We start from the raw sequence: 23,862 nt of genomic DNA, 5'->3' as shown, positions 1-23,862 counted from the left end.
CCCGATCGTGCGTCCTGTTCGATACAACTAGGTCAGCTTATTCCAATAGTCAGGATATTAAGCTGTTGGCAGGGTCTCATAACGCACTCTGCATATAGAGGCAAAGGAAATCGGCCGGATGATGCCTGACATCACAGTGATGATGAGAAACGGGGCGTGGGCCTGCCATCCGTCCCGGCCGCCAGTTCCTTGCGCCGTGTATCGAACACGGCCGCCAGATGCCGGAGGAAAGGCTTACCCTTTTCCGTCAGGCTTACCCGGTTGCCGTCCCAACGGATCAGCCCATCTTCTTCAAAAGGCCGCAGGGCTTCCAGCTCTCCCGCAAATGCCTCGTCCAGACTCTGCCCTTCTGGAATATGGGGCGTCAGGTCCACACCAGAGAGGCACATGATGGTCTCGATCACCTTCCCCCGCCAGCGGTCCTCTTCCGTCCGGAACACCCCACGGGCGACAGGAAGACCATCACTGTCTTTCAATGCCCGAATATAGGCCGCCGTGGACGGAATGTTCTGATAGAACCCGTCAGGTGTCATGGAAATGGCAGAAGCCCCCATCCCCAGCAGGACGGGCGATGCATCAATCGTGTAACCCTGAAAATTGCGATGCAGCGTCCCTGCCTCATAGGCACGGGCCATCGCATCTTCCGGATGGGCGTAATGATCCAGCCCTATGGGCTTATAGCCTTCCTCGACCAGAACCCGGTCAATCATGTCCGCCTGCTGCAACCGCTCTTCAGAAGAAGGCAGGGAGTCCTGCGGAATGAGCTGCTGGCGTTTCTGCTTCCACGGAACATGGGCGTAACCGAACACGGCCAGACGGTCCGGCCGCATCCCGGCAACACGTCGGGCCGTATCCTGCACGCTCTCGACCGTCTGATAGGGCAGACCATAAATCAGGTCGATATTCACCCCATGAACACCCGCCGCATGGGCCTGCTGGACGCAGGACAAGGTCTGTTCGTAAGACTGTATCCGCCCGCAGGCTTCCTGCACGGTATGGTCAAGGTCCTGGACACCGAAACTGATACGGTTGAAACCAAGCTCTGCCAGCAGGGTCAACATGCCCTCCGGCACATGGCGGGGGTCCATCTCCATGGCAAGTTCAGCATCATCAGCAAGCCGGAACTCTTCCCGGACGGCAGCCATGACCTTCCGCAAAGCTGATTCTGGCAGGGTCGTTGGCGTACCGCCCCCAAAATGGAGATGACGGACCACACGCCCCCGCCCGACCAGCGCAACAACACGACGCATCTCATCCAAAAGCAGATCGCCATAAACCTCCCGCCCCTCTTCCTGCCGCATTACCGCCGTGTTGCAGGCACAGAAACGGCACAGCTCATCACAGAACGGAACGTGGAAATAGAGAGAGACAGACTGTCCCGGTGGCAGTGCCCCGAGCCAGCCCGCTACATCCCGCGGCCCGATGGCCTCGGAAAAACTGACGGCCGTTGGATAGCTGGTATAGCGTGGCAGGTTGCCACCATAACGGGCGATCAGGTCAGGAGAAATTTTTGCAGCCACAGTCTCACCACATTCCAGCTCTGATCGGTCGGGGATGGCCCAAGCTACAGCGATGCGCCCTGTCATGCAACTCAGCCGTCTTCAAGAAGCAACACACGGTATATTTTTCTTAGGAAAAATGGCTGGGAGACCTGGATTCGAACCAGGGCTGACCGGGTCAGAGCCGGTAGTTCTACCGCTAAACTATCTCCCAAGCGGTGGGGCTTTTCCCGCTGCAAACTCACCACGAAAATGGCTGGGAGACCTGGATTCGAACCAGGGCTGACCGGGTCAGAGCCGGTAGTTCTACCGCTAAACTATCTCCCAAGCGGCGTTCGCTGAGGGCGTTCCTAGCCTCATTCCTCGTACGGCGCAAGGGGCTAAAGAAAGTTTTTCTTCATTTTACGGGACGCCGGAGCGCACTGGCCAGAAAAGCCCCGCCGATCAGAAGGATGCCAACAAGCCCCGTCACCCATTCCGGCACGTCCACCAGCACGCTGACCAGCATCAGCAGGGAGAGGATGAAAATGGTGTAGAATGCCCCATGCTCCACATAAACATACTCGGCCAGAGCGTTGGTCTTCAGCATGGAGAGCGTCATGGAGCGGACAAACATCGCCCCTACCCCAAGCCCCAGCGCAATGACAATCGGATCGGTCGTGATCGCAAAAGCCGAGATGACGCCATCAAACGAGAAGCTGGCATCAATGAATTCCAGATACAGGAAGGTCAGCAGCCCGCCACCTGCCGCCATACGGGAGGCTCCCGGTTCGCCGATCAGCCAGACCAGCGTTTCCTTGCCCAGAATATAGGCCGCCACACCACCACAGCCCCAGAAGAGGAACGCCATCGGGTCATGCCCCACCCCCATCAGGCGGCTGACAAGCATGAGGACAGCCAGCGTCAGCCCGACAGGCAGGGCCGACACCCCACCCAGACGGGCCGCCGGACGCTCCAGCCATGAGAGCCAGTGATGGGTCTTGTCGTCATCCAGAAAATAATTCAGCGCAATCAGCAGCAGGAAAGCCCCACCGAAAGCGGAGATCATGTCCTTTGCGCCCAGCATGATGGCGGCGTAACGCTGTGGCTCCATCACAGCCAGACGGGCCGCCTGCCACGGGGACAGTCCCGCCACCAGGGCCACCAGCAGCACGGGAAACAGGAAGCGCATTCCCAGTACGGAAATCGGCATCCCCCAGCTAATGTAACGCTTCTGCCAGCGGGGCGACATGGTCTTCAGGATGCCGTAATCAACAATGGCATTATCCATGGATTCAGCCGTTTCCATCAGGGCGAGGATGGCCACGCCTTCCACGCCCATGAGGGCACCATACAGGCTGGGTGTGTGCCCATATCCCAGAGCGGCACCCACACACAGGGCCAGAGCGGCCAGAACGAAAGCGGCGTAAAACTGTCTCAAGAGCTGTCCTGTTCTTCCAAACCGAGCGTTCATGCTCATTTCCTGCACGCCCCTTACAGGCAAAGCAGACCGGGCGGCAACAGGAAGGCAGCGGAGCTGTCCTGCCCGGGCAAAAGACAGACTTTGCAAAGACCCGGTAAGAGCCTATTCTTCTCCCATGAGTCCGAAACATACGCCCCCTTCCTCCCGCCGCTCCAGGAGCGGTACGACGGCCCCCCGCATTCCCGGCAAGCCTCTTCGCCATTCCCGCACGCCCGGCACACGGGACACGGCAGACGATGCCGCCACCTCGCAGACCCTGCGGACACAGACCGTCAAGCTCCGCAAGGCCCGGGGGCGTACACCGGCGCAGCAACGCTGGCTGAACCGTCAGCTGAATGACCCTTATGTCTCCGCCGCCCGGCAGCAGGGCTGGCGGTCCCGTGCTGCCTTCAAGCTGCTGGAAATGGATGACCGTTTCCACTTCATCAGGCCCGGCAGCCGGGTCGTGGACCTCGGGGCCGCACCGGGTGGCTGGGCGCAGATTGCCGTCAAGCGTGGAGCTGCCAGGGTGATTGGCGTGGACCTTCTGCCCGTGGACCCGGTTCCGGGAGCTGAAATCATTGAAGGCGATTTCATGGAGGTCGACATGCCGGAACGACTCCAGTCCATGCTGGGCGGCAGGGCTGACCTTGTCATGTCCGACATGGCCCCCAACACGACCGGCCATGCTGCCACGGATCATATCCGCATCATGGCCCTTGCGGAAAATGCCCTTGATTTCGCCCTGAAAATTCTTGCCGAAAACGGAGCCTTCATCGCCAAGGTCTTTCAGGGCGGTTCTGAAAAAGACATGCTGGACCTGATGAAACGCAATTTTGCAGTTGTCAGGCATGTCAAGCCACCGGCATCCCGGAAGGAATCAAGCGAGCTTTATGTCATCGCCACAGGATTCCGTGGTGAAACGTAATTTTGCCAGTTATCCAGCCCCGTTCCGGGACCTGTTTGACAGTGCCCTGAACGGCGATCAGGAGGCCTGCTTCGATCTTCTGCCTCTGGGCATACAGAACGGGCTGTTTCCAACCCTTTCTCGCTGCGTCCCGCAGGATTTCCCCCACGACATTCCCAGGCATGTTGTCCAGTTCTGGGACAGTCCCGAACCACCGGATGACATCCAGCAGGCCATGCAGGGCATCCGGCAGGCCAACCCGGACTTCACCTATCATCTGGAATGTGACGCCTCCGCACGGGCCTTCATTCAGAAACATTACGGTGCAGAGATCACGGCCCTTTATGACGCCTGCCCCCACCCGGCCATGCGTTCGGATTTCTGGCGGCTCTGCCATCTACATGTGAAGGGTGGCGTCTATGTCGATGCTGACGTGATAAGCCGTGCCCCCCTGACCGAGATCACCAGAGGAACCGATTTCAGGACATTACTGTCCTATTCCATCGGTCAGCCGTGGTGCCTTGATAATGACGTCCTCATCTGTGAGGCCGGCAACCCGCTTATGCAGCACATCATGAACATCATGTTCCAGCGGGTCCGGCATGTTCTGGCAACGGGCCATTTTGAAAATGTCTGGGTCTCGACCGGCCCCGGTGCCATGGTTGTCGGCACGATGAGCTGGATTGCCCAGGCCCTGCACAGGCACGAAATCCCCTTCAGCGGGATCAACCGGTTCCTGTCCATCGCCGGGATCGTCTTCGTCCCCCATCCCCAGATTGAACAGACACTCGATACCTGCGCACATTTTACCTATCAGGGTACCAGTGCCAACTGGCGGCAGTTCGTCACATGGCCTGACGGAAACAGCGGCTGAGAAATATCCCCTCTACGGTTTCACATCCACCGTCAGTTCCTGCACTGCCTGCATCAGGACTTTCCGTTCATGCGGAGCGGTGACATCTGCCAGCGTGACTTCATCCAGCACATTCATGAAAGCGAAGCGGGCCTTCAGGAGCGTCTGTTTCAGGCGGCATCCTCCCACCAGAATGCAGCCCGAAGCCTCTTCATCCTTGCGCATACAGCCCACGAGGGCGAGATCATCCTCCGTACAGCGGACGACATCTCCCAGATAGATGTCCTCGGCCCTGCGCCCCAGACGCAGTCCGCCCTTGCGGCCACGCAGCGTCTTGATGAATCCATGCCGCCCCAGCCGATGCACCACTTTGACCAGATGATTCTCTGAAATTCCATAGACACGGGCAATCTCCCCAATGGAGACGAGATGCTCCTTCCGTGTTTCCAGATAAATCAGGGACCTGAAAGCGTAATCAGTATAGAGGGTCAGACGCATTCTGAAGGCTCCTGCCTGCATGGAAAACAGGAGACATGATGACAGTGGCTCCCGGCTTCAAAACTAACAGAAAGATGCCTGTTGCCAACCACTTTCCACATCCGTTCCCCTCACCTTGACAGGGGACTGAATACCTCTATCTTAAAAGATGTATTTTATGTGTATCTTTTAAGAGGATCATCATGCCCCTCTCCGCACAGACACGCACCATCGTCACGGCCTGCATCCCGGCACTGGAAGCGCACGGCCTCGCCATCACGCAGGACATGTATCGTCGCCTTCTGAGTAACGAAAACATCCGTGATCTCTTCAACATCTCCCATCAGAAAAATGGGGATCAGCCCAGAGCACTGGCCTTCGCCATTCTTGCCTATGCCCGCCATATTGATGACCCCACCGCCCTGAAGGACATGATCGAGCGCATTGCCGAGAAACATGTCGGGCTGAACATCCTGCCGGAGCATTATCCTCATGTCGGCAAGGCCCTGCTGGAGGCCATTGCCCATGTTCTGGGGGATCAGGCCACACCCGACATCATGGAGGCCTGGAAAGAGGCCTATGGTTTTCTTGCTGACGTGCTGATCAATCGGGAACAGCAGATTTACCATGCCCATGCTGCGGAAAAAGGCGGATGGACAGGGTGGCGGAGCTTCCGCATTGCCCACCGCCATGAGGAAACGGCCGACACGGTTTCCTTCACCCTCAGCCCTGCTGATGGCCAGCCCGTCATGCGGCACCGTCCGGGCCAGTATCTCAGCTTCAGACTGAACATTCCCGGTGCAGGAACGGAACGGCGAAATTACAGCATCTCTTCCGCCCCGGCAGAGGATCATTACCGCATCACCATCAAGCGTCAGGCTGGTGGTGTCGCTTCCTGCTGGTTCCACGACCATGTGCAGGTCGGCAACATGCTGGATGTGTCTGCCCCGGCAGGTGATTTCACCCTGCCTCCCACAGAAGACCGGCCGGTGGTTTTCCTCTCCGCAGGGTCCGGCATCACGCCGGTCATGTCCATGCTCGACACGCTGGCTGCACAGGAGGCCCGGCCTCCCATTCATGTCATTCACGGCACACAGACGCCGCAGACTGAAATCTTTGCCCGTAGAATCCGTGAGCTGGCAAAGGCCGGCACCATCACGGCAGACCTGTTCTACAGCCAGACAGGCCACCTACCACCACGCATGGAAGGCATCACCGCCCATACCGGGCGTCTCACCTCATCAGAGCTGGGAAACCATGCCAGCCACGATGCAGAGTTTTATGTCTGTGGCCCGACAGGCTTCCTGATCACCATGATTCAGGCCCTGCGGGAACGGAACATCCCCAGGGAACGCATCCATTACGAGATGTTCGGCTCGGCCTCCGACCCGTTCCTTGTCACACAGGCCTGATCCCCTACCGGCTCAGGCCGGTTCTGCCGTGCGGACCTTGTCCAGAAGCTTGGTCAGAGAGGCCAGAATCTTCCGGGCCATGCTGATCCGCACGGCATTCGTCATTTCCCGCACCATGGCCAGCTTGTGGTCGGGCCGTATCTTCACACCGGCCTTCTCATTGCGGGCGGCCCAGCGGATCAGACCATCCGGATTGCCGAACCTGTTCTTGCGGAACTGAAGCACCATGCCTTTCGGCCCCGCCTCCAGCCGTTCCACGCCCGTCTCACGACAGAGCTTCTTGATCATCACCACATCCAGAAGATTTTCCACCTCCTGCGGCAGGGGGCCGAAACGGTCCACCAGCTCGACCCGCATGGCATCCACATCCGCCTCATCCTTCAGGGCGGCAATGCGACGGTACAGACCAAGACGGACGGGCAGGTCCTTCACATACTCCTCTGGCACAAGAACGGGCAGGCCGAGGATGATGTTCGGCGTCCAGCCTGTATCTTCCTCCTCACCTTCATTCCGCATCCGCCGCAGGTCCGTCACGGCATCCTGAAGCATCTGCTGGTACAGCTCGATCCCGACTTCCTTGATGTGGCCGGACTGCTCATCCCCGAGAAGATTCCCCGCTCCACGCAGGTCAAGGTCATGGGAGGCCAGCGTGAAGCCCGCCCCTAGGGAATCCAGCGTCTGCATGATCTCCAGCCGCTTGACGGAGGACGCCGACAGGACATGCGTCTGCGGCCATGTCAGATAGGCATAGCCCCTCTGCTTGGCCCGCCCCACACGTCCCCGCAGCTGATAAAGCTGCCCGAGGCCGAACATGTCCGCCCTGTGAATGATGATCGTATTGACCCGGGGCATGTCCAGCCCGCTCTCCACGATGTTGGTGGAAAGCAGAATGTCGTACTTCCCTTCCGAAAATTCCGTCATCACAGTTTCCAGCTCGGTAGGAGTGAGACGGCCATGAGCCTCGGTGATGCGGGCATCGGGCACGATCTCCCGCAGCCTGTCGGCCATATGCCGCATGTCCGTCAGCCGGGGCACCACGCAGAAGACCTGCCCACCCCGGAAACGTTCCCGCTGGATGGCCTCATGAATCATCACCCGGTCAAAAGGCGTGATGAAGGTACGTACGGACAGGCGATCCGTCGGCGGGGTGGCGATCAGGCTCATCTCCCGCACGCCGGAGAGGGAAAGCTGAAGTGTCCGTGGCAGAGGCGTGGCGGAGAGCGTCAGCACATGCACGTCTTCCCGCAGGGCCTTCAGCTTCTCCTTGTGGGACACGCCGAAATGCTGTTCCTCATCAATGATGAGCATTCCCAGCCGCTCGAACGACACGGCTTTGGAAAGCAGCGCATGGGTCCCGATGACGATGTCCACCGTTCCATCGGCCAGACCATCCCGCACCTTCGTGGCTTCCCTGGCCGTGACCATGCGGGAGAGCTGCTCCACCTTCACGGGCAGCCCCTCGAACCGCTTTCTGAAACCGATATAATGCTGCCGGGCCAGAAGGGTCGTGGGGACCACAACCGCCACCTGCATCCCGGACATGGCCGCCACGAAGGCCGCCCGCAGGGCCACCTCCGTCTTGCCGAAACCCACATCCCCGCAGACAAGCCGGTCCATCGGCCTGCCGCTGCTCAAATCCTCCAGAACGTCCGCAATGGCCCGTGACTGGTCTTCCGTTTCCATGAAGGGGAAGCGGGCACAGAATTCGTCCCACATCCCTTCCGCCGGAGCCATGATGGGGGCTTCCTTCATGGCACGGGCCGCCGCCGTGCGAATCAGTTCACCCGCCATTTCCCGCAGACGGGTCTTCATTTTCGCCTTGCGGGCCTGCCACGAGCTGCCCCCCAGACGGTCGAGCAGCACGGTTCCCTGCTCAGAGCCGAAACGGCTCAGCAGGTCAATATTCTCCACGGGCAGAAGGAGCCGCTGCTCCCCATCGTAGAGGATGGAGAGATAGTCATGGGCCACACGCCCTTCCCGCACGGTCTCCAGCCCGACATAGCGGCCAATACCGTACTCCTCATGCACGACAAGATCACCCTCGGAAATCTCGCCGATCTGCGTGATGAAGTCATTGCCCTTGCGTCTGCGCCGAGGCGGGCGGGCCAGACGTTCCCCCAACAGGTCCTGCTCGGACACGAAGGCCAAACGCTCCCCGGTAAAACCCCGCTCCAGCCCCATCACGACAAGCCCGACAGCCCCGCGGCCCATGCCCGCCGCCTGTGCCCAGTCATCGAAATTTTCACAGGGAATGTCATGGTCCCGCAGCAGACTGCTGATCCGTTCCCTGGAACCATTGCTCCAGGCCGTCAGATAGGTCCGCCGCCCCTGCTTTGCCCAGTCCTGCACATGGGTGGAAAACTGCTGGAAGACCCCCTCCCGTCCTGCGCCCCCCATGCTGGCAAAGACCGGCCCTGGCCTGTACCCGGCGTCCACGCCCTCTGCGCCATCAGGCTGGGCAAAAGGTGACAGCAGGACAGTGGGGTGCCCCTTCAGCATCCCATCCCAGCCATGACGGTTCAGATAGAGCCGGTGCGGTGGCAGGGGCCGGTAGGGAAGTTCCCCCTCATGCCCCGCAGCACAGCGGGCCTGATAGTGATCAGCGATCATGTCCAGCCGTGCCGTTAGAATATCCGGCGTGTCACGCTCAAAACTCAGGGCGGCATCCGGCAGATAGTCCAGCAGGGTTTCCATATGGTGACCGTCACCATCATGGAACAACGGCAGATAATGTTCCGCTCCACTGGCCCTGCGCCCTTCCAGAAGCTGACGGTAGAGAACATCCTCCATTGCCCCGACACCGAACACATCCCGCCATCCTGTCTGGAAACGGCTCAGACTGGCCTGATCCAGCGCATATTCCGAAACAGGTGTCAGGCTGAAACCTGTCCGCCTGTCCGTGGAACGCTGGGTAGCGGCATCGAAGCTGCGGATATTGTCCACCTCATCCCCGAACAGGTCCAGCCGGACAGGTTCGCCTGAATCGGCAGGGTACAGATCGAAAATGCTGCCCCGCATGGCGAATTCGCCACGTTCCATCACCGTATCCACACGGCTATAGCCGCTGGCAACGAGCCGCTCTGCCAAATCTGCCACATCCAGCGTGTCGCCCACCTTCACATGGATGGTCTGCCCCGCAAAGGCCGCACGGGGTGGCACACGCTGGAGCATGGCATGGACAGTCGTCAGCACGATCCGGCCTGTCTCCGGCCGTGGTTCCAGCAGGTGGCTCAGTGTGGAGACACGTTCGGCCACGATGGAAGGGTTGGGCGAAATACGGTCATAGGGCAGGCAGTCCCAGGCCGGGAAGCGCAGGACGGACACTTCCGACACCAGCCAGCCCAGCATGTCCGCCAGAGACGCAAGGGCGGCATCATCATGCGTCACATGCACGAGTGTCCCCTTATGTTCGGACAGACGCTGACGGAGCAGAAACGCCACCGCACCATCAGGCACCCCCCAGACTGTCGGACCAAAGGACGCAATGGCGGAACGATCGGCAGGCATCAGCGCAGGCTCTCCACTCATGAAAAGGACATTTTTATTATCAGCCGGTTTTGCTACCCTATACCCCTCCCCACGCCCCCTGTCAGCCCGGAAGCCACCACGCCCCCCGATGCCATGCCCCTAGCCCCTCCCTCTGCACGGATTGCTCCACTTCTGGCTCCCATCAGCAGCCTGCCGGGGACAGGACCACGCCATGCCACAATGCTGGGCAGGATCAGCAATGGAAAACGGATCATCGACCTGCTCTTCACCCTGCCGGAGAAGCTGATCGACCGCCGTCAGCTCATGACCATTGCCGAAGGACGAAAACTGCTGGCAGGCGACATACTGACAAGCCATGCCCGTGTGACCGGCATACGCCGCCCCACCCGTGCCTCCCAGCCGACCGTCCTGACGACAAGGGACAGTACCGGCACCCTGGAAATCACCTTCTTCCAAAAAGGACGTCTTTTTCTGCCACCGGAAGGGACGGAAATTCTCGTTTCAGGCAGAGTGGGTCACTATCACGACCGGCTGATCCTCTCCCGGCCTGACCACATCATGGCCTGGGAAAAGAAAGACAGCTTCCCATGGCTTGAACCCGTATGGCCCCTGACGGCGGGCCTGTTCCCCTCCACCGTCCGGAAGGCCATGCAGGCCGCTCTGGCCCTGATCCCTGCCGACCTCCCGGAATGGCTGGACCCACCCCTCATGCAGCAGAGGGACTGGCCCGATTTCGCCACGGCTCTGCGGCTGATGCACTTCCCCGAAAGCCTGCCTGCGGACAGAGACCTCACCCCCGCCCTTGAGCGTGCCCGTGCCCGGCTGGCGGCGGATGAAGTACTGGCGGACCAGCTCTGTCTGGGGCTGGCCCGCATGCAGGCCAGAACACGGACAGGCCGCCCGCTGAAGGGAGATGGCTCCCTGCGCCATGCCCTGCTGGAACGGTTCGGCCATCAGCCCACAGCAACCCAGAGCCGTGTCATGGCCGAAATCTCAGCGGATATGGAACGCCCCGCCCCCATGATGCGCCTGCTGCAAGGCGATGTCGGTGCCGGGAAAACCCTTGTCGCCATGACGGCCATGCTTCAGGCCGTTGAGGCCGGAACACAGGCCGCCTTCATGGCCCCTACGGAAATCCTTGCCCAGCAGCACGCCAGCACGTTCGAGGCCCTGTGCCCCGTGCCGTTCGTGTTTCTCAGCGGGTCCGTCAAGGGAAAGGCACGCCGGATTGCGCTGGCAAAACTGGCAGATGGCCATGCAAAAATTGCCATCGGCACCCATGCACTTTTTCAGGATGGCGTCACCTTTGCCGATCTTGGACTGGCCGTCATTGATGAACAGCACCGCTTCGGCGTGGAACAGCGCATGAGACTGGCCAGCAAGGGTCCCTCCACGGACCTGCTCGTCATGACCGCCACCCCCATCCCCCGCACTCTCCAGCTTACGGAATGGGGAGAAATGGGCGTCAGCCGGCTGGACAGCAAACCAGCCGGGCGTCAGCCCATCCATACGACCGTGCATAACATGGGGATGCTGGATGATATTTTCGCTGGAATAAAACGGGCACTGGATCAGGGAAAACAGATATTCTGGGTCTGTCCGCTCATTGAAGAAAGCGAGACCCAGAGTGCCGCTGCCGCAGAAGAACGCTGGGCCGAACTGACCAGACGCTTCGGCCCCATCATCGGTCTGGCGCACGGCAGGCAGGACATCGACACACGACAGGACGCCCTGACGGCTTTCCAGAAAGGCCGGACCCGCCTGCTGGTTGCCACGACCGTGATTGAGGTTGGCGTGGACATTCCCAATGCCACCATCATGGTCATCGAGCAGGCCGAACGCTTCGGCCTTGCCCAGCTACATCAGCTCCGTGGGCGTGTCGGCCGGGGAACGCAGAAATCCTTCTGCCTGCTGCTGCATAGTGAAGGAACCAGCTTCACGGCCCAGCGTCGTCTCCACCTCCTGCGGGATACGGAAGATGGCTTCCTGATCGCTGATGAAGATTTCCGCATCCGTGGCGGGGGCGACCTTACGGGGAACCGCCAGTCCGGTCTGCCGGGATTCCGTCTGGCCGACCCGACCCGCCTGTCCCTGCTCCTGACAGCCATGCGGCAGGACAGTCAGCGGGAACTAACCCGTGATCCTGAACTGAAAAACCCGAGGGGAATGGCCCTTCAAGACCTTCTTCATCTGTTCGACCGTGCCAGCCCTGCCCGACTACTTGTTTCCGGCTAGGTTTCCCAGCAATGTTTAATTTTTATGAAATCTTGTTAAGGGGAGAATCCAAACACTCAAAAAAATTCTCTGATTTCTTGGAATAAAGATTATCAAATTTTTATCTTTTTCTTTCTAGCGTAATTGGAAAAACATGCTACTTTCACAAACGGAACATGTAGTCATGCTTCCAGCTGAACGACCCGAGGAGACAGAGTGACTGTTTCCTCCCTGATGACCCCAATACGGGACGAGACCCTTGAGAAATAATAGATCCGACCGCAGCTCCTTTTCCTCCCGCCGCGGCGGCTTTGACCGCGATTTCATGACCCAGCCTTCTTACTTCGACGATCGCGGCAGTTACGATGCTCCGCGCGGTGGCGGCTTCGGTGGTGGTGCTCCCCGCCGTAGTGGCGGCGGCCGTGGCGGTCCGCAGATCACGCCGACTGGCCCTGAAATCACCGGCACCGTCAAATGGTTCAACACCGAGCGTGGCTTCGGCTTCGTCGGTCTGAGCGACGGCAGCGGCGATGTTTTCCTCCACGCCAATACACTGAGCACCCTCGGCCATACTGAGCCGGCTCCGGGCACGACGGTTGTTGTCCGTGTCGGTCAGGGTCCCAAAGGCCGCCAGGTTGCTGAAGTGGTTTCTGTTGATGCCAGCACGGCTACGGCAGAAGCTCCCCGCCGTCCTGCCGCTCCCATGCGTCAGGAGCGTTTCCACCCGGCTCCTGACCTGTCCCAGGCCGAGGAAATGCGTGGAATCGTCAAGTGGTACAACACCACCAAGGGTTTCGGCTTCATCACGCCGGAGAATGGCGGCAAGGACGTGTTCGTCCACGCCTCCGCTCTGGAACGTTCCGGCCTGCATGGTCTGGCTGATGGCCAGACAATCGGCATGAAGGTCGTGCAGGGTCACAAAGGCCCCGAGGCTGTGGAAATCACGGCTGGCTGATGGCGTAGCCCATACGACACCTGACGAGAAAAACCCTCACCGTCCCCTGGATGGTGAGGGTTTTCTTTATCGCACACCCCGCTCTGCCGGACCGGCAGGGAGAAAAGAAAGCGGTCAGTACTCTCCCCGCCCCTTGTTGCGCAGCAGACGGGCCTTGTCCCGCTGCCAGTCACGATCCGCAATGGCGTGCCGCTTGTCTTCTTTCTTCCGGCCTTTGCCGAGGCCCAGCGTCACCTTGGCAACACCACGGGCATTGAAGTGAATGTCCAGCGGCACCAGAGACGCCCCCGCCTTTGTAATTTCCCCGATATACTTCGCCAGCTGTTTACGGTGCAGCAGCAGCTTGCGGGGTGCCCGTGTATCAAAACGGGACAGCACGCCCCCCTGATATTCAGGAATATATGAGTTCAGAAGCCACAGCTCTCCATCCCGCTCAATGGCGTAAGCCTCACTCAGGGTCGCACGCCCCATGCGCAGGCTCTTGACCTCCGGCCCCTTGAGGACGAGTCCCGCCTCCACCGTCTCCAGAATGGTGTAATTGAAGCGGGCCTTCCGATTCTGTGCGGCAATGCCGTGAGAAATCAGCCCACCTTTTGTCTTTTTCTTGCTGGCAGCCATGTCTCTACGTCTTAACCCAGAAGACCGAGCGAATGCAGGGCCGCATCCACACGCTTCTTCGTTGCCTCGGTGATCTCCACCATCGGGAGACGGAGTGTGGATTCGCACAGACCAAGACGGGACAGGGCATATTTCGCCGGGGCCGGACTGGTCTCGGCAAAAAGGGCATCATGCAGCGGTGTCAGCCTGTCCTGAAGGGCAATGGCCTCTTTCACCTTCCCTTCCTGCCAGAGACGGTGCAGCTGTGAGCAGAGGTCCGGCACGACATTGGAGGTCACGCTGATGCAGCCATGCCCACCCGCTGCCAGAAAGGACAGGATCGTCCCGTCCTCACCAGAAAGCTGATTGAATTCGGCTCCAGCCTCACGCCGCACGGCCAGCGGACGGCTCAGATTGGCCGTGGCATCCTTCGTACCGACAATGTTCGGGTGCTTTGCCAGACGCCCCAGCGTCTCTGGCGTCAAGTCCACGACGGACCGGCCCGGAATGCAGTACAGCCAGAGCGGCAGCGGCGTGGCATCTGCCACCGTCATGAAGTGGCGGTACAGGCCTTCCTGTGTCGGCTTGTTGTAATAGGGCACGACCACCAGCAGGGCATCTGCCCCCACCTTATGGGCATGACGGGCCATGCCGACAGCTTCATGCGTGCTGTTGGAGCCGGCTCCGGCCATCACCAGCGCACGACCGGCAGCCACCTCCACACAATGCTCGATGACACGCCCATGTTCTTCATGGGAAAGGGTCGGGCTTTCCCCCGTCGTCCCGGAAGGAATGAGGCCTGTCGTCCCCCCCTGAATCTGACGCTCGATCAGGCGAGCAGCGGCCTGTTCATCCAGCGCACCATCCTTCTTCATGGGGGTGATCAGGGCGGTCAGCGAACCGTGGTACCGTTCATTAATCGTCTTTGCCATTGCTTTACTCTCCGCCCTCATCCCTGCACATCACTCTCATAGGCTGACTTACCAGCCGACATGCCGCCATTATAGTGAGACCTCCCCTCTGGAGAAAGGTCACATATCGTCCCGGAACGCACTCCGGGGGTAAGTCCCCAGAACGTGATGCTCCTGACTGGCCTCAGCCAGTGCCAGAAGGGCCTCATGCACCTTCCGCTCATCCGGCGCACCTTCAATGTCCATCAGGAAGCGGGAGGCCTCGAAGGAGCCGCCCAGCATATAACTCTCAATCCGTGTCATGTTGACCCCATGCTGCGCAAAGCAGGTCAGCACGTCACACAGCGCACCCGGAACATGACGGACATGAACGATCAGGGTCGTCATCATGGGCTGTCCGGCTTCACACTCCACCACGGCGTCTGGCGGGGCAACACGGTAGAACCGGGTCGTATTATGGGCAGCATCCTCCACATTGCGACGAAGAATCTCAAGCCCGTTCAGCTCACCGGCGAGGGAGGAGGCAATGGCGGCATCTTCCTTCCGCCCCCAGCCCGCCACCAGCTCGGCGGCCCCCGCCGTGTCGAACTCCGTCACCGGCTCCAGGCCATACTGGTCCAGCAGACCCCGCACCTGCGCCATGGCAACCGGATGAGTATGGACACGCTTCACGTCCTCAAACCGTGCCCCCTTCACACCCAGCAGACAGTGTTCCACCCGCTGGAAATGCTCCCCCACGATCTTCAGTCCCGCTTCCGGCAGAAGAGCGTGAATCTCCGCCACACGACCGGCAAGGGAATTCTCACAGGGCAGCAGGGCCTCATCCGCCTGCCCGTCCCGCACGGCCTCGATCGTTTCCGCAAAACTGCGGCAGGGCAATGTCTCCCAGCCCGGCCGTGTCGCCCGGCAGGCCAGATCGGAATAGGCCCCCGGCCGCCCCTGGAACGCAATCACCGGCATGATGCCTGCCCCCCGACTCTGGCCCTGATCCGTGCAAGGTCTTCCGGCGTGTCCACACCCAGCGGGGCCGTCCCAATCCGGGCACAGCCGATCGTCATGCCCGCCTCCAGCGCACGGAGCTGCTCCAGCTTCTCCCGCTCCTCCAGTCCGGATGGCGGTAACGTGACGAACCGGGCCAGTGCCTCACGCCGCCACGCATAGACACCCACATGGTGCCAGTACACGCCCTCACCCCACGGAATCACGGACCGGGAAAAATAGAGTGCCCGCGCCACGTCACCATCATTCTGGAAGGTGCAGGCCACTTTCACGACCGAATCGGCATCACGCTCTTCAACGCTCTTTACCGGAGCCACCAGTGTCCCGATATCGAACCGTCCCTCTTCCAGCGGGCGCAGGGCCTGCCGGAGAGTATCCGGCTCCACGAGAGGCAGATCGCCCTGAAGATTGATCACGCAGTCATATCGCCCCTGCGGGTCATAGGCCTCGATCGCCGCCTGCACCCTGTCCGACCCACTGGGCAGGGCAGGGTCAGTCAGAAGAGCCTCCACACCCACCATGCCCGCCACGGCAGCCCGGATTTCCTCATCACCGGCAGCCACGAGGACAGGCCCCAGCCCAGCGGCCACGGCCCGGCGGGCAACATGAACGATCATGGCGTCACCATCAATCTCGGCCAAAGCCTTGCGTGGAAGCCGTGTGGAGGCAATTCTGGAGGGAATGACAATAATCGGTCGCATAATCTCCTGATTGCCGTGCAGGCCCGCCTGCGTCAATCAGCCCATCAGGAAAAAGGCGTAATCCTCATGAGTCGGTCTGATCTTTCCTCCTATCTGGCCCTTGCCCAGCACTGCGCCGATGCCGCCCGGCAGGTCATCCTACCCTGTTTCCGCCAGTCTCTGCCCATCATCTCCAAGGAGGATGACAGCCCCGTCACACGAGCGGACCGGGAGGCTGAGGCCACCATGCGGGCCATTCTGGAAGAGCATGTCCCCCATCATGCCATTCTGGGCGAAGAGGCCGGAACCTCCGGGGCACTGGGGAAAGACTGGCTCTGGGTACTGGACCCCATAGATGGCACACGCTCCTTCGTAACCGGGCGGCCAAGCTTCACGACACTAGTGTCACTTTTCCATGAAGGACGCCCCGTACTGGGTCTGATCGACCAGCCCGTCACCCGTGAACGCTGGCTGGGGCTGGAAGGAGAACCCAGCCGCTACATCGCCCCCCATCTGCCCGGAACCATCGGCACCCGGCAGAATGTTCCCCTCAGGGAAGCTGAACTCTCCTGCACGGCACCGGAAATCTTCCGCCCCACACAGTTCCGGCAGTTCCAGACACTCCAGACAAAAGTCCGCCGGACCTCGTGGGGTGGTGATGCCTATGCCTACGGGCTGCTGGCCCTCGGCCAGATCGACCTCATTGCCGAAGATACGCTCAAGCCGTGGGACTGGGGGCCGCTGGCCCCCATCATCGAAGGTGCCGGTGGCAGCCTGACGAACTGGTCGGGCGCCCCCCTGACACTGGAAAGTGAAGGAACCGTTCTGGCCTGTGCCAGTACAGCCCTGCGTGATGAGGCCATACAGGCCCTTTCCTCTTAACGATCTGTCCATTACAGATAGATAACGATTCTTCATGAGGTCACATCTGCTGACCCGGTTACCACGATGAGGTTACCTGAACATGCCCCTCTCCCTCGCCAAGAACAGAATCAATATTCTCCTGCTGGAAGGCATCCATGACAGTGCCGTCAATTATCTGGAGCAGCAGGGCTATGCCTCTGTCACCCGGCTGAAAGGCGCGCTGGAAGGTGATGCTCTCAAGGAAGCCCTTCAGGGTGTCCACATGGTCGGCATCCGCAGCCGGACACAGCTGACAGCTGATGTCATCAATTCCGCCAACCGCCTCATGGCCATTGGCTGCTTCTGCATCGGGACCAATCAGGTGGACCTCAAGGCCGCCCGGATGGCTGGCATTCCGGTCTTCAATGCGCCCTTCAGCAACACCCGTTCCGTTGCCGAGCTGGTCATGGGCGAGATCGTGATGCTGCTCCGCCGCATCCCGTCCCGCTCCGATGCCTGCCACAAGGGTGGCTGGGAGAAATCCGCCAATAATGCATGGGAAGTCCGTGGCAAGACGGTCGGCATTGTCGGCTATGGCTCCATCGGGTCCCAGCTTTCCGTCCTGGCCGAATCCTTCGGGCTGCGGGTTCTCTATTACGACATCGCCCCCCGCCTGCCACATGGTAACGCCATTGCCGTCAGCTCTCTGGAAGAGCTGCTGGGCCAGTCCAACATCGTGACGCTGCATGTTCCCGAAACACCGGAAACACAGAACATGATCGGCGAGGCCGAAATCCGGGCCATGAAGCCGAACTCCATTCTGCTCAATAATGCCCGTGGCACCGTCGTGGACCTCGAGGCTCTCGCCCGTGCACTGAAGGACGGCCACCTGATGGGTGCCGCCATCGACGTCTTCCCCGTGGAGCCGAAGAGCAGCCAGGAACGTTTCACCACGCCGCTTCAGGGGCTGGAGAACGTGCTGCTGACCCCGCATATCGGCGGCTCCACGATGGAGGCGCAGGAGCGCATCGGCGTGGAAGTCGCCCAGAAGCTGGTGGATTACTCCGATGTCGGGTCCACCATCGGGGCCGTCAACTTCCCGCAGGTCCAGCTGGGCGAACGCCCCGGCGGGATGCGCTTCATGCACGTCCACTCCAACCAGCCGGGCATCCTTGGCCAGATCAACGACATTTTCGCCAAGGCCGCCTGCAACCTGACGGCCCAGTTCCTCCAGACGGATGGCGAGCTTGGCTATGTCGTGACGGAAGCCGAGGCACAGGAAGGCCAGAATGTTCCCGAGCTTGAGAAAAGCCTGCTGGAGCAGCTGCGCAGCCTGAAGGGAACCTTGCGTGCCCGCTCCATCCGTCCCCTGCCTGCTGAAGACTGAGCCTCTGCGTTCCCCGGTCTGCGTCTGACAGCCGCCCGGCAGTTTCGCTGTCGGGCGGTTTCATGTCCGGCCCATAAGGATTCCTGACATCATGGCCGCTCTCCCGCCATCTCTCGCCCGCATCCAGAGTTTCACCTTCTCCGGGATCGACGCCCTGCCTGTCATGGTGGAGGTGCAGATTTCCAGCGGCCTGCCCTCTTTCATCATTGTCGGAATGCCCGCCCGGGCCATTGCCGAATCACGGGAGCGTGTCCGGGCGGCCCTGTCCGCCATGGGGCTGGCCCTGCCGCCCAAGCGGATTCTCGTCAATCTCACACCGGCTGACCTGCCCAAGGAAGGGGCACATTTCGACCTCCCCATCGCCCTCGGCGTTCTGGTCGCCATGAGTGTCATCCCTGCCGAGGCCGTGGCCCATCTGGCCGCTCTGGGAGAAATCGCCCTTGATGGTACGGTCAACCCTGTAAACGGAATTCTCTGCGCCGCCCTGACGGCCTCCGCACAGGGACAGGGACTGATCTGCCCGGCCTCGCAGGGAGCAGAGGCACGCTGGGGCCACCCGGCTCTGGACATTGTTGCCGCACCATCCCTCAAGGCCCTGATCGGTCATCTCCGCAAGGAACAGCCCCTGCCAGATGAGCCGCCTCCCACGCCGCAGCCCCCCGATTACGGCTCCGACCTGCGGGACGTGAAAGGCATGATGCAGGCCCGCCGTGTGCTGGAAATCGCCGCGGCGGGACGTCATTCCCTGCTCATGTCCGGGCCGCCGGGGTCTGGCAAATCCATGCTGGCCAGCCGCCTGCCCGGTATCCTGCCCGACCTCACTGCTGCCGAAATACTGGAGACCAGCCGCATCCACAGCATTGGCGGCCTGCTGCCCGCCGGGCGTCTCGTCAATCGGCCACCTTATCGGGCACCGCACCATAATACGACCCTTCCCGCCCTAGTCGGTGGTGGACCGAAAGCCATGCCCGGCGAAGTCAGCCTTGCCCATAATGGCGTGCTGTTTCTGGATGAATTCCCCGAATTTCCCCGCAACTGCCTCGAAGGATTACGCCAGCCCGTTGAATCGGGCGAGGTCACGATCTCCCGTGCGGCACGCCATACGCATTATCCGGCCCGCTTCCAACTTATTGCCGCCATGAATCCCTGCCGCTGCGGCTATGTCCATGATGCTGAACGGGCCTGCAACCGGGCACCCCGCTGTGCACAGGATTACACCGCCCGCATCTCCGGCCCGATGCTGGACCGTATGGATCTATGCGTGCATATCCATTCCCTGTCTCCTCTGGCCATCAACCGTGCCCCGACGGGGGAAAGCAGTGCAGACGTCCGGGCCAGAGTGCAGGCAGCCTATGACCGGCAGATGGAACGGCAGGGAGCCTGCAATGCCGTGATGCCCCCCGAAGGCTTCCGGTTCGGAGCCGATGCCCTGACCCTTGCCGAACAGGCTGCTTTACGGATGAAACTCTCTCACCGGGGCATCACACGCATGTTCCGTGTCGCCCGCACGATTGCCGATCTGGACGGCACGGAAACAGTACAGAAACACCATGCGGCAGAAGCCCTCTCCTACCGCACGCCCCTCTGACCTCAGCGTTTCAGTCCGTCCAGCCCACGGGCCAGGTCAGCCTTCAGGTCCGCAACATTCTCCAGCCCGACCTGAATCCGGAAGGCTGCTCCTTTGGGCAGTCCCTCCTCATGATGCCGTGTCAGGCCGCCAGATGTCGGCAGGACAAGGCTTTCATACCCGCCCCAGCTGGCCCCGATGCTGAACAGGTTCAGCCCGTTCAGCAGGACAATCATCGCTTCCTGCGTGATCCCCTCAGCCAGTTCCACACCGAAAAGACCGCTGGCATCGGTGAAGTCACGCTTCCATATTTCATGGCCCGGACAGCCTGGCAAAGCCGGGTGCCGCACTCGGGCTACCTCCGGGCGGCTCTCCAGCCAGAAGGCAAGCTCATAAGCAGAGCGGGCCTGCTGGGAGAGACGGACCGCCATTGTCTTCAGCCCCCGCAGGGTCAGCCAGCAGTCATCCGGGGCACCGCAGGCCCCCAGTTCGATCGCCGCACGACGCAGGGCTTGCCAGTGTTCCGGCCTCTGCACCGTGATCGACCCCAGAATGACATCCGCATGGCCGCTGGGATATTTTGTCAGGGCCTGAATGGACACATCAACCCCGGACGTGAAAGGCTGAAAAGCCCCGATCCCCCATGTATTGTCCAGCAGCAGCCGTGCTCCGGCCCCATGCGCCATCCGGGCAATCAGGGGAATATCCTGAACCTCGAACGTATGGCTTCCAGGACTTTCGGCAAAGATAACCGTCGTGTTGGGCCGGATATGCGCCCGCAAGGTGGCTTCATCAGCACGGGGCGGATAGAAGCCTGTTTCCACCCCGAAGCGGGCCAGCGTACCAAGGGCAAAACGCCGTGTCGGACCATAGACCGAATCAGGCAGGAGCAGATGATCCCCAGCCTTCAGGAAGGCCAGCAGGGCCACGCTGCACGCCGCCAGCCCGGAATTGACGACCTGTGTATGGCTTCCCCCCTCCAGTGCAGTAATCACCTGCTCCAGCCTGTGCTGGACCGGATTGCCCATAGCCCCATAAACAAGCTGGTGGTCATAGGCATAGCCGCCTTGGGCCTCCATCTCCTCCACGGTCGGAAAAATGACGGTGGAACCACGCTCGACCGGCATGTTGACAAAACTGCCCTTCTGATCCGGAGTCTGCCGCCCTGCATGGGTCAGGAACGTGGCGAATTTCTGCCAGCCCTCACCAATGACAGGCCCTGTCTCCGTGGTCTTCTTTCTGTGCCTCATGCCTGTCCCTCCTGCTCCATCATCCAGACCGGCCCAGCCTATCGGACGGGCCTTCGTCTGCCTAGCGGCGGCATGACCCGCAACGGGCAGGACCAGCTCCACATCATGTCCGGCCCCGATGACTGGGCAATTTCTGCCACAATTTCCCTATGATGTCCTTTCTTTACAGGGCAGTATAGACTGAATGCAGTTTCTCCAGACCTGTCCGGCAGGTCCTTTTCATTGATCTTCAGGCCGTTACACCCCATGCAGGACCCGACATCACCCCTTGCAGCCCCTCATGCCCTCCGGCTTGTCAGCTGGAACCTCTTTCATGAAGATGGGGCCACGCTTGAGGATATCCGCCTCCTCATCCGTGTCACCAGACCCGACATTCTGCTGATGCAGGAATGCCGCCTGTTCACTACCCGTCTGCCGGATCTCATGGGGGGGCATTTCAGCCGTCTGGCCTCGGAAAGGCGTGTTCACGGCACGGCCTGCTGGAGCCGCCATCCCTTCCTCACCCCACCCCGTCTGCACATGCTCCCGCCCGGTCTGGCCGCATGGCGGTCCGCCCAGCTGCTGGAATTTGATACCGGTTTCGGGCCATTCACCATCGCCAATGTTCACCTATCTCATGGCCCCATTCTCAACCGCCGTCAGCTGCGCCTCATCCGGCAGGAACTGTCAGAACGGGCCATCATCATCGGGGACTTCAATCAGGTCGGCCCTGCCATGCTGCGTGGTTTTGAAGATGTCGGACCACGGGAGCAGACCCACCGTATGCTCGACAAAGTCCCCCTGAGGCTGGACCGCTGCCTCGTCCGGGGGTTCTCCCTGCTGGACAAGCGGGTCTATCCCCGCTTCGGATCGGATCACCGCCCCATTGCCGTCACGCTGCAACCGGCCCCCGTAACGGAACCTTCCGGCCTGATTTCAAAGATACGGAAGCAGAAGACGGCAGGCCGCATTCCGTAACCGGACCATGAGCGGCCATGATTCTATCTCCGGCAGTTCCAGCTGGTGATGGCAGTGCCCCAAAATGAATTCTTCCAGATGACCGGCCGTATCGGCGTCATGCAGGGTCATGTTGCATTCAAAATTGAGCCGCAGGGATCGCCTGTCCAGATTGGCACTGCCCACGAAACTCCATGCCCGGTCAACCGTCATGAGCTTGGAATGGTTGAAAGGCGGATCACCCAGCCAGACCCGGCAGCCGGACCGCACCAGCAGCCTCAGGCAGGCATCACGGGCATAATCCGTTATCGGATGGTTGCTCCGCCGGGGCACGACAATATCAACCCGCACCCCACGCAGGGCGGCCAGCCCCAGCTCCGTCGCAAAGCGGTCATCCGGGATGAAATAGGGCGTCATGAAACAGACATGGCTCCGGGCCAGAATGACCGCCTGAAGGATCGTATATTCGATCTTCTCGATGTCCGTATCCGGCCCGGACGTCACGACACGGGCGGGGATGGTGCCTGCCGACACGGGAACGGGGAAATATCTCTCCCCTTCCAGCGTTTCTCCCGTGGTGAAGGACCAGTCCCGGGCAAAGACCTCTGAAAGCTGCTGCACCACAGGCCCTTCCAGACAGAAATGCGTGTCTGCCACCGGGATGCGCCGCCCCTCTGGCTGACTGAATACATTCTCATCCCCGATATTCAGCCCCCCCATGAAGCCGACATGGCCATCAACCACCAGTATCTTGCGATGATCCCGCAGATTGATGAACGGCATCCGCCACGGCCAGAGTGAATGCATGAAACGGGCACAGCGTATGTTCTGCCGCCGCAGATGCTGGATGATGGGGCTGTAGAGATAGCCACTCCCGACGCCATCCACCAGCACACACACCTCAACCCCACGCTGGTGGGCCGCCACCAGTGCGTCCACGAATGTCCGTCCTATCCGGTCATATCGGAAAATGTAAGAACAGAGCAGGATAGAATGCCGTGCCTGCGCAATGCTGTCCAGCATGCAGGGATAGGCATTGTCGCCATCATGCAGACACTCCACCCTGTTCCCCTTGAGCAGGGGCAGACCTGTCAGCTCATCCAGCATCCCGACCAGGGGATACATGAAGCTGTCCGACGCATCATGGGTCCACGTTGCCAGAAAGGCCGTCTCTTCCGGGTCAACGTCCTCACGCAGTTTCTGCGCCCGGCGACGGACCCGGTTGATCCCGAAACAGAGATAGAGCAGCGATCCCATATAGGGCATGAACCAGCAGAACCCGATCCAGCCCGTTGCCGCAGCCGTATCCCGTTTGGTGAGCAAGATATGGGCCGTTGCCAGCAGAGAAAGACTGACAGACAGCAGCCCCAGCAGAAACGTGACCGAAAACAGCTCCGCCATGTCCTTCTCCTCCTTCCATCATGCATCAGCCAGCCTGTTTCCTC

General features: G+C 60.7%; 19 protein-coding genes and 2 tRNA genes. 9 read left to right on the top strand and 12 right to left on the bottom strand.

The window, feature by feature from the left end:
* Positions 1–131: 131 nt before the first annotated feature.
* The 4 genes from hemN to NQF87_RS01390 form a co-directional block, all read right to left on the bottom strand.
* On the bottom strand, positions 132–1,520 hold the full coding sequence (gene hemN, locus NQF87_RS01405; RefSeq protein WP_407651986.1) for an oxygen-independent coproporphyrinogen III oxidase: 1,389 nt from the start codon (positions 1,518–1,520) through the stop codon (positions 132–134).
* Positions 1,521–1,639: 119 nt separating this feature from the next.
* Positions 1,640–1,713 (bottom strand) — tRNA-Gln (locus tag NQF87_RS01400).
* Positions 1,714–1,752: 39 nt separating this feature from the next.
* Positions 1,753–1,826: transfer RNA gene (locus NQF87_RS01395), tRNA-Gln, on the bottom strand.
* A 70-nt stretch (positions 1,827–1,896) separates the two neighbouring features.
* Positions 1,897–2,919 (bottom strand): DUF475 domain-containing protein, encoded by a 1,023-nt coding sequence (locus NQF87_RS01390; RefSeq protein ID WP_266126633.1) that lies wholly within the window; start codon positions 2,917–2,919, stop codon positions 1,897–1,899.
* Positions 2,920–3,076: 157 nt separating this feature from the next.
* Here NQF87_RS01390 and NQF87_RS01385 point away from each other — a divergent pair, with 157 nt between their 5' ends.
* Entirely contained in the window at positions 3,077–3,868 is a 792-nt protein-coding gene (locus NQF87_RS01385) for an RlmE family RNA methyltransferase (RefSeq protein WP_266126632.1), read from the top strand.
* Entirely contained in the window at positions 3,855–4,721 is an 867-nt protein-coding gene (locus NQF87_RS01380) for a glycosyltransferase family 32 protein (protein ID WP_266126631.1), read from the top strand. Before NQF87_RS01385 ends, NQF87_RS01380 begins: the two co-directional genes overlap by 14 nt.
* Positions 4,722–4,733: 12 nt before the next feature.
* On the opposite strand, the gene NQF87_RS01375 is transcribed toward NQF87_RS01380, so the two are convergent.
* Positions 4,734–5,198: an RrF2 family transcriptional regulator gene (locus NQF87_RS01375; RefSeq protein WP_266126630.1), complete on the bottom strand. Its 465-nt coding sequence runs from the start codon at positions 5,196–5,198 to the stop codon at positions 4,734–4,736.
* A gap of 176 nt (positions 5,199–5,374) precedes the next feature.
* On the opposite strand from NQF87_RS01375, the gene hmpA reads away from it, so the two are divergent.
* The gene (gene hmpA / locus NQF87_RS01370; protein ID WP_407651985.1) at positions 5,375–6,589 is read left to right on the top strand and encodes an NO-inducible flavohemoprotein; all 1,215 of its coding nucleotides are present in this window, start codon (positions 5,375–5,377) and stop codon (positions 6,587–6,589) included.
* 12 nt (positions 6,590–6,601) lie between these two features.
* Here hmpA and mfd read toward each other — a convergent pair whose 3' ends face one another.
* Entirely contained in the window at positions 6,602–10,096 is a 3,495-nt protein-coding gene (gene mfd, locus NQF87_RS01365; protein WP_266126628.1) for a transcription-repair coupling factor, read from the bottom strand.
* 114 nt (positions 10,097–10,210) lie between these two features.
* Between mfd and recG the strand changes: the two genes are divergently transcribed.
* Together recG and NQF87_RS08775 are read left to right on the top strand one after the other, a co-directional pair.
* Entirely contained in the window at positions 10,211–12,313 is a 2,103-nt protein-coding gene (gene recG, locus NQF87_RS01360) for an ATP-dependent DNA helicase RecG (RefSeq protein WP_266126627.1), read from the top strand.
* A gap of 238 nt (positions 12,314–12,551) precedes the next feature.
* On the top strand, positions 12,552–13,247 hold the full coding sequence (locus NQF87_RS08775; RefSeq protein ID WP_323670703.1) for a cold-shock protein: 696 nt from the start codon (positions 12,552–12,554) through the stop codon (positions 13,245–13,247).
* Between the two features lie 114 nt (positions 13,248–13,361).
* Here the strand turns inward: NQF87_RS08775 and smpB are convergent, their stop codons facing one another.
* From smpB to NQF87_RS01330, 4 genes are all read right to left on the bottom strand, one after another.
* Positions 13,362–13,865 (bottom strand): SsrA-binding protein SmpB, encoded by a 504-nt coding sequence (gene smpB, locus NQF87_RS01345; protein WP_266126626.1) that lies wholly within the window; start codon positions 13,863–13,865, stop codon positions 13,362–13,364.
* Positions 13,866–13,876: 11 nt separating this feature from the next.
* On the bottom strand, positions 13,877–14,776 hold the full coding sequence (gene dapA / locus NQF87_RS01340) for a 4-hydroxy-tetrahydrodipicolinate synthase (protein WP_266126625.1): 900 nt from the start codon (positions 14,774–14,776) through the stop codon (positions 13,877–13,879).
* Positions 14,777–14,875: 99 nt separating this feature from the next.
* A complete protein-coding gene (locus NQF87_RS01335) occupies positions 14,876–15,715 on the bottom strand; it encodes a prephenate dehydratase (RefSeq protein ID WP_266126624.1) in 840 nt (279 codons plus the stop codon).
* Complete coding sequence (locus NQF87_RS01330; RefSeq protein WP_266126623.1) at positions 15,706–16,455, bottom strand: 3-deoxy-manno-octulosonate cytidylyltransferase; 750 nt, start codon at positions 16,453–16,455, stop codon at positions 15,706–15,708. Before NQF87_RS01330 ends, NQF87_RS01335 begins: the two co-directional genes overlap by 10 nt.
* Before the next feature lie 66 nt (positions 16,456–16,521).
* Between NQF87_RS01330 and NQF87_RS01325 the strand changes: the two genes are divergently transcribed.
* The 3 genes from NQF87_RS01325 (at position 16,522) to NQF87_RS01315 (ending at position 20,252) form a co-directional block, all read left to right on the top strand.
* A complete protein-coding gene (locus NQF87_RS01325) occupies positions 16,522–17,316 on the top strand; it encodes an inositol monophosphatase family protein (RefSeq protein ID WP_266126622.1) in 795 nt (264 codons plus the stop codon).
* 82 nt (positions 17,317–17,398) lie between these two features.
* On the top strand, positions 17,399–18,664 hold the full coding sequence (gene serA, locus NQF87_RS01320) for a phosphoglycerate dehydrogenase (protein ID WP_266126621.1): 1,266 nt from the start codon (positions 17,399–17,401) through the stop codon (positions 18,662–18,664).
* A gap of 91 nt (positions 18,665–18,755) precedes the next feature.
* Entirely contained in the window at positions 18,756–20,252 is a 1,497-nt protein-coding gene (locus NQF87_RS01315; RefSeq protein WP_266126620.1) for a YifB family Mg chelatase-like AAA ATPase, read from the top strand.
* 2 nt (positions 20,253–20,254) lie between these two features.
* Here NQF87_RS01315 and metC read toward each other — a convergent pair whose 3' ends face one another.
* Positions 20,255–21,481: a cystathionine beta-lyase gene (gene metC, locus NQF87_RS01310; RefSeq protein ID WP_266127026.1), complete on the bottom strand. Its 1,227-nt coding sequence runs from the start codon at positions 21,479–21,481 to the stop codon at positions 20,255–20,257.
* 246 nt (positions 21,482–21,727) lie between these two features.
* Between metC and NQF87_RS01305 the strand changes: the two genes are divergently transcribed.
* Positions 21,728–22,438 carry an endonuclease/exonuclease/phosphatase family protein gene (locus NQF87_RS01305; RefSeq protein ID WP_266126619.1) on the top strand — a complete coding sequence of 237 codons (711 nt, stop codon included), beginning with the start codon at positions 21,728–21,730 and terminating at the stop codon, positions 22,436–22,438.
* Here NQF87_RS01305 and NQF87_RS01300 read toward each other — a convergent pair.
* Positions 22,397–23,818: a phospholipase D-like domain-containing protein gene (locus tag NQF87_RS01300; protein ID WP_266126618.1), complete on the bottom strand. Its 1,422-nt coding sequence runs from the start codon at positions 23,816–23,818 to the stop codon at positions 22,397–22,399. The genes NQF87_RS01305 and NQF87_RS01300 overlap by 42 nt on opposite strands.
* Positions 23,819–23,862: the final 44 nt, after the last annotated feature.

The sequence above is a fragment of the Bombella dulcis genome (assembly GCF_026385505.1).
Taxonomy (GTDB): domain Bacteria; phylum Pseudomonadota; class Alphaproteobacteria; order Acetobacterales; family Acetobacteraceae; genus Bombella; species Bombella dulcis.
Note: the sequence above shows the minus strand (reverse complement) of the source record. Positions and strands in the feature narration are given on the sequence as shown.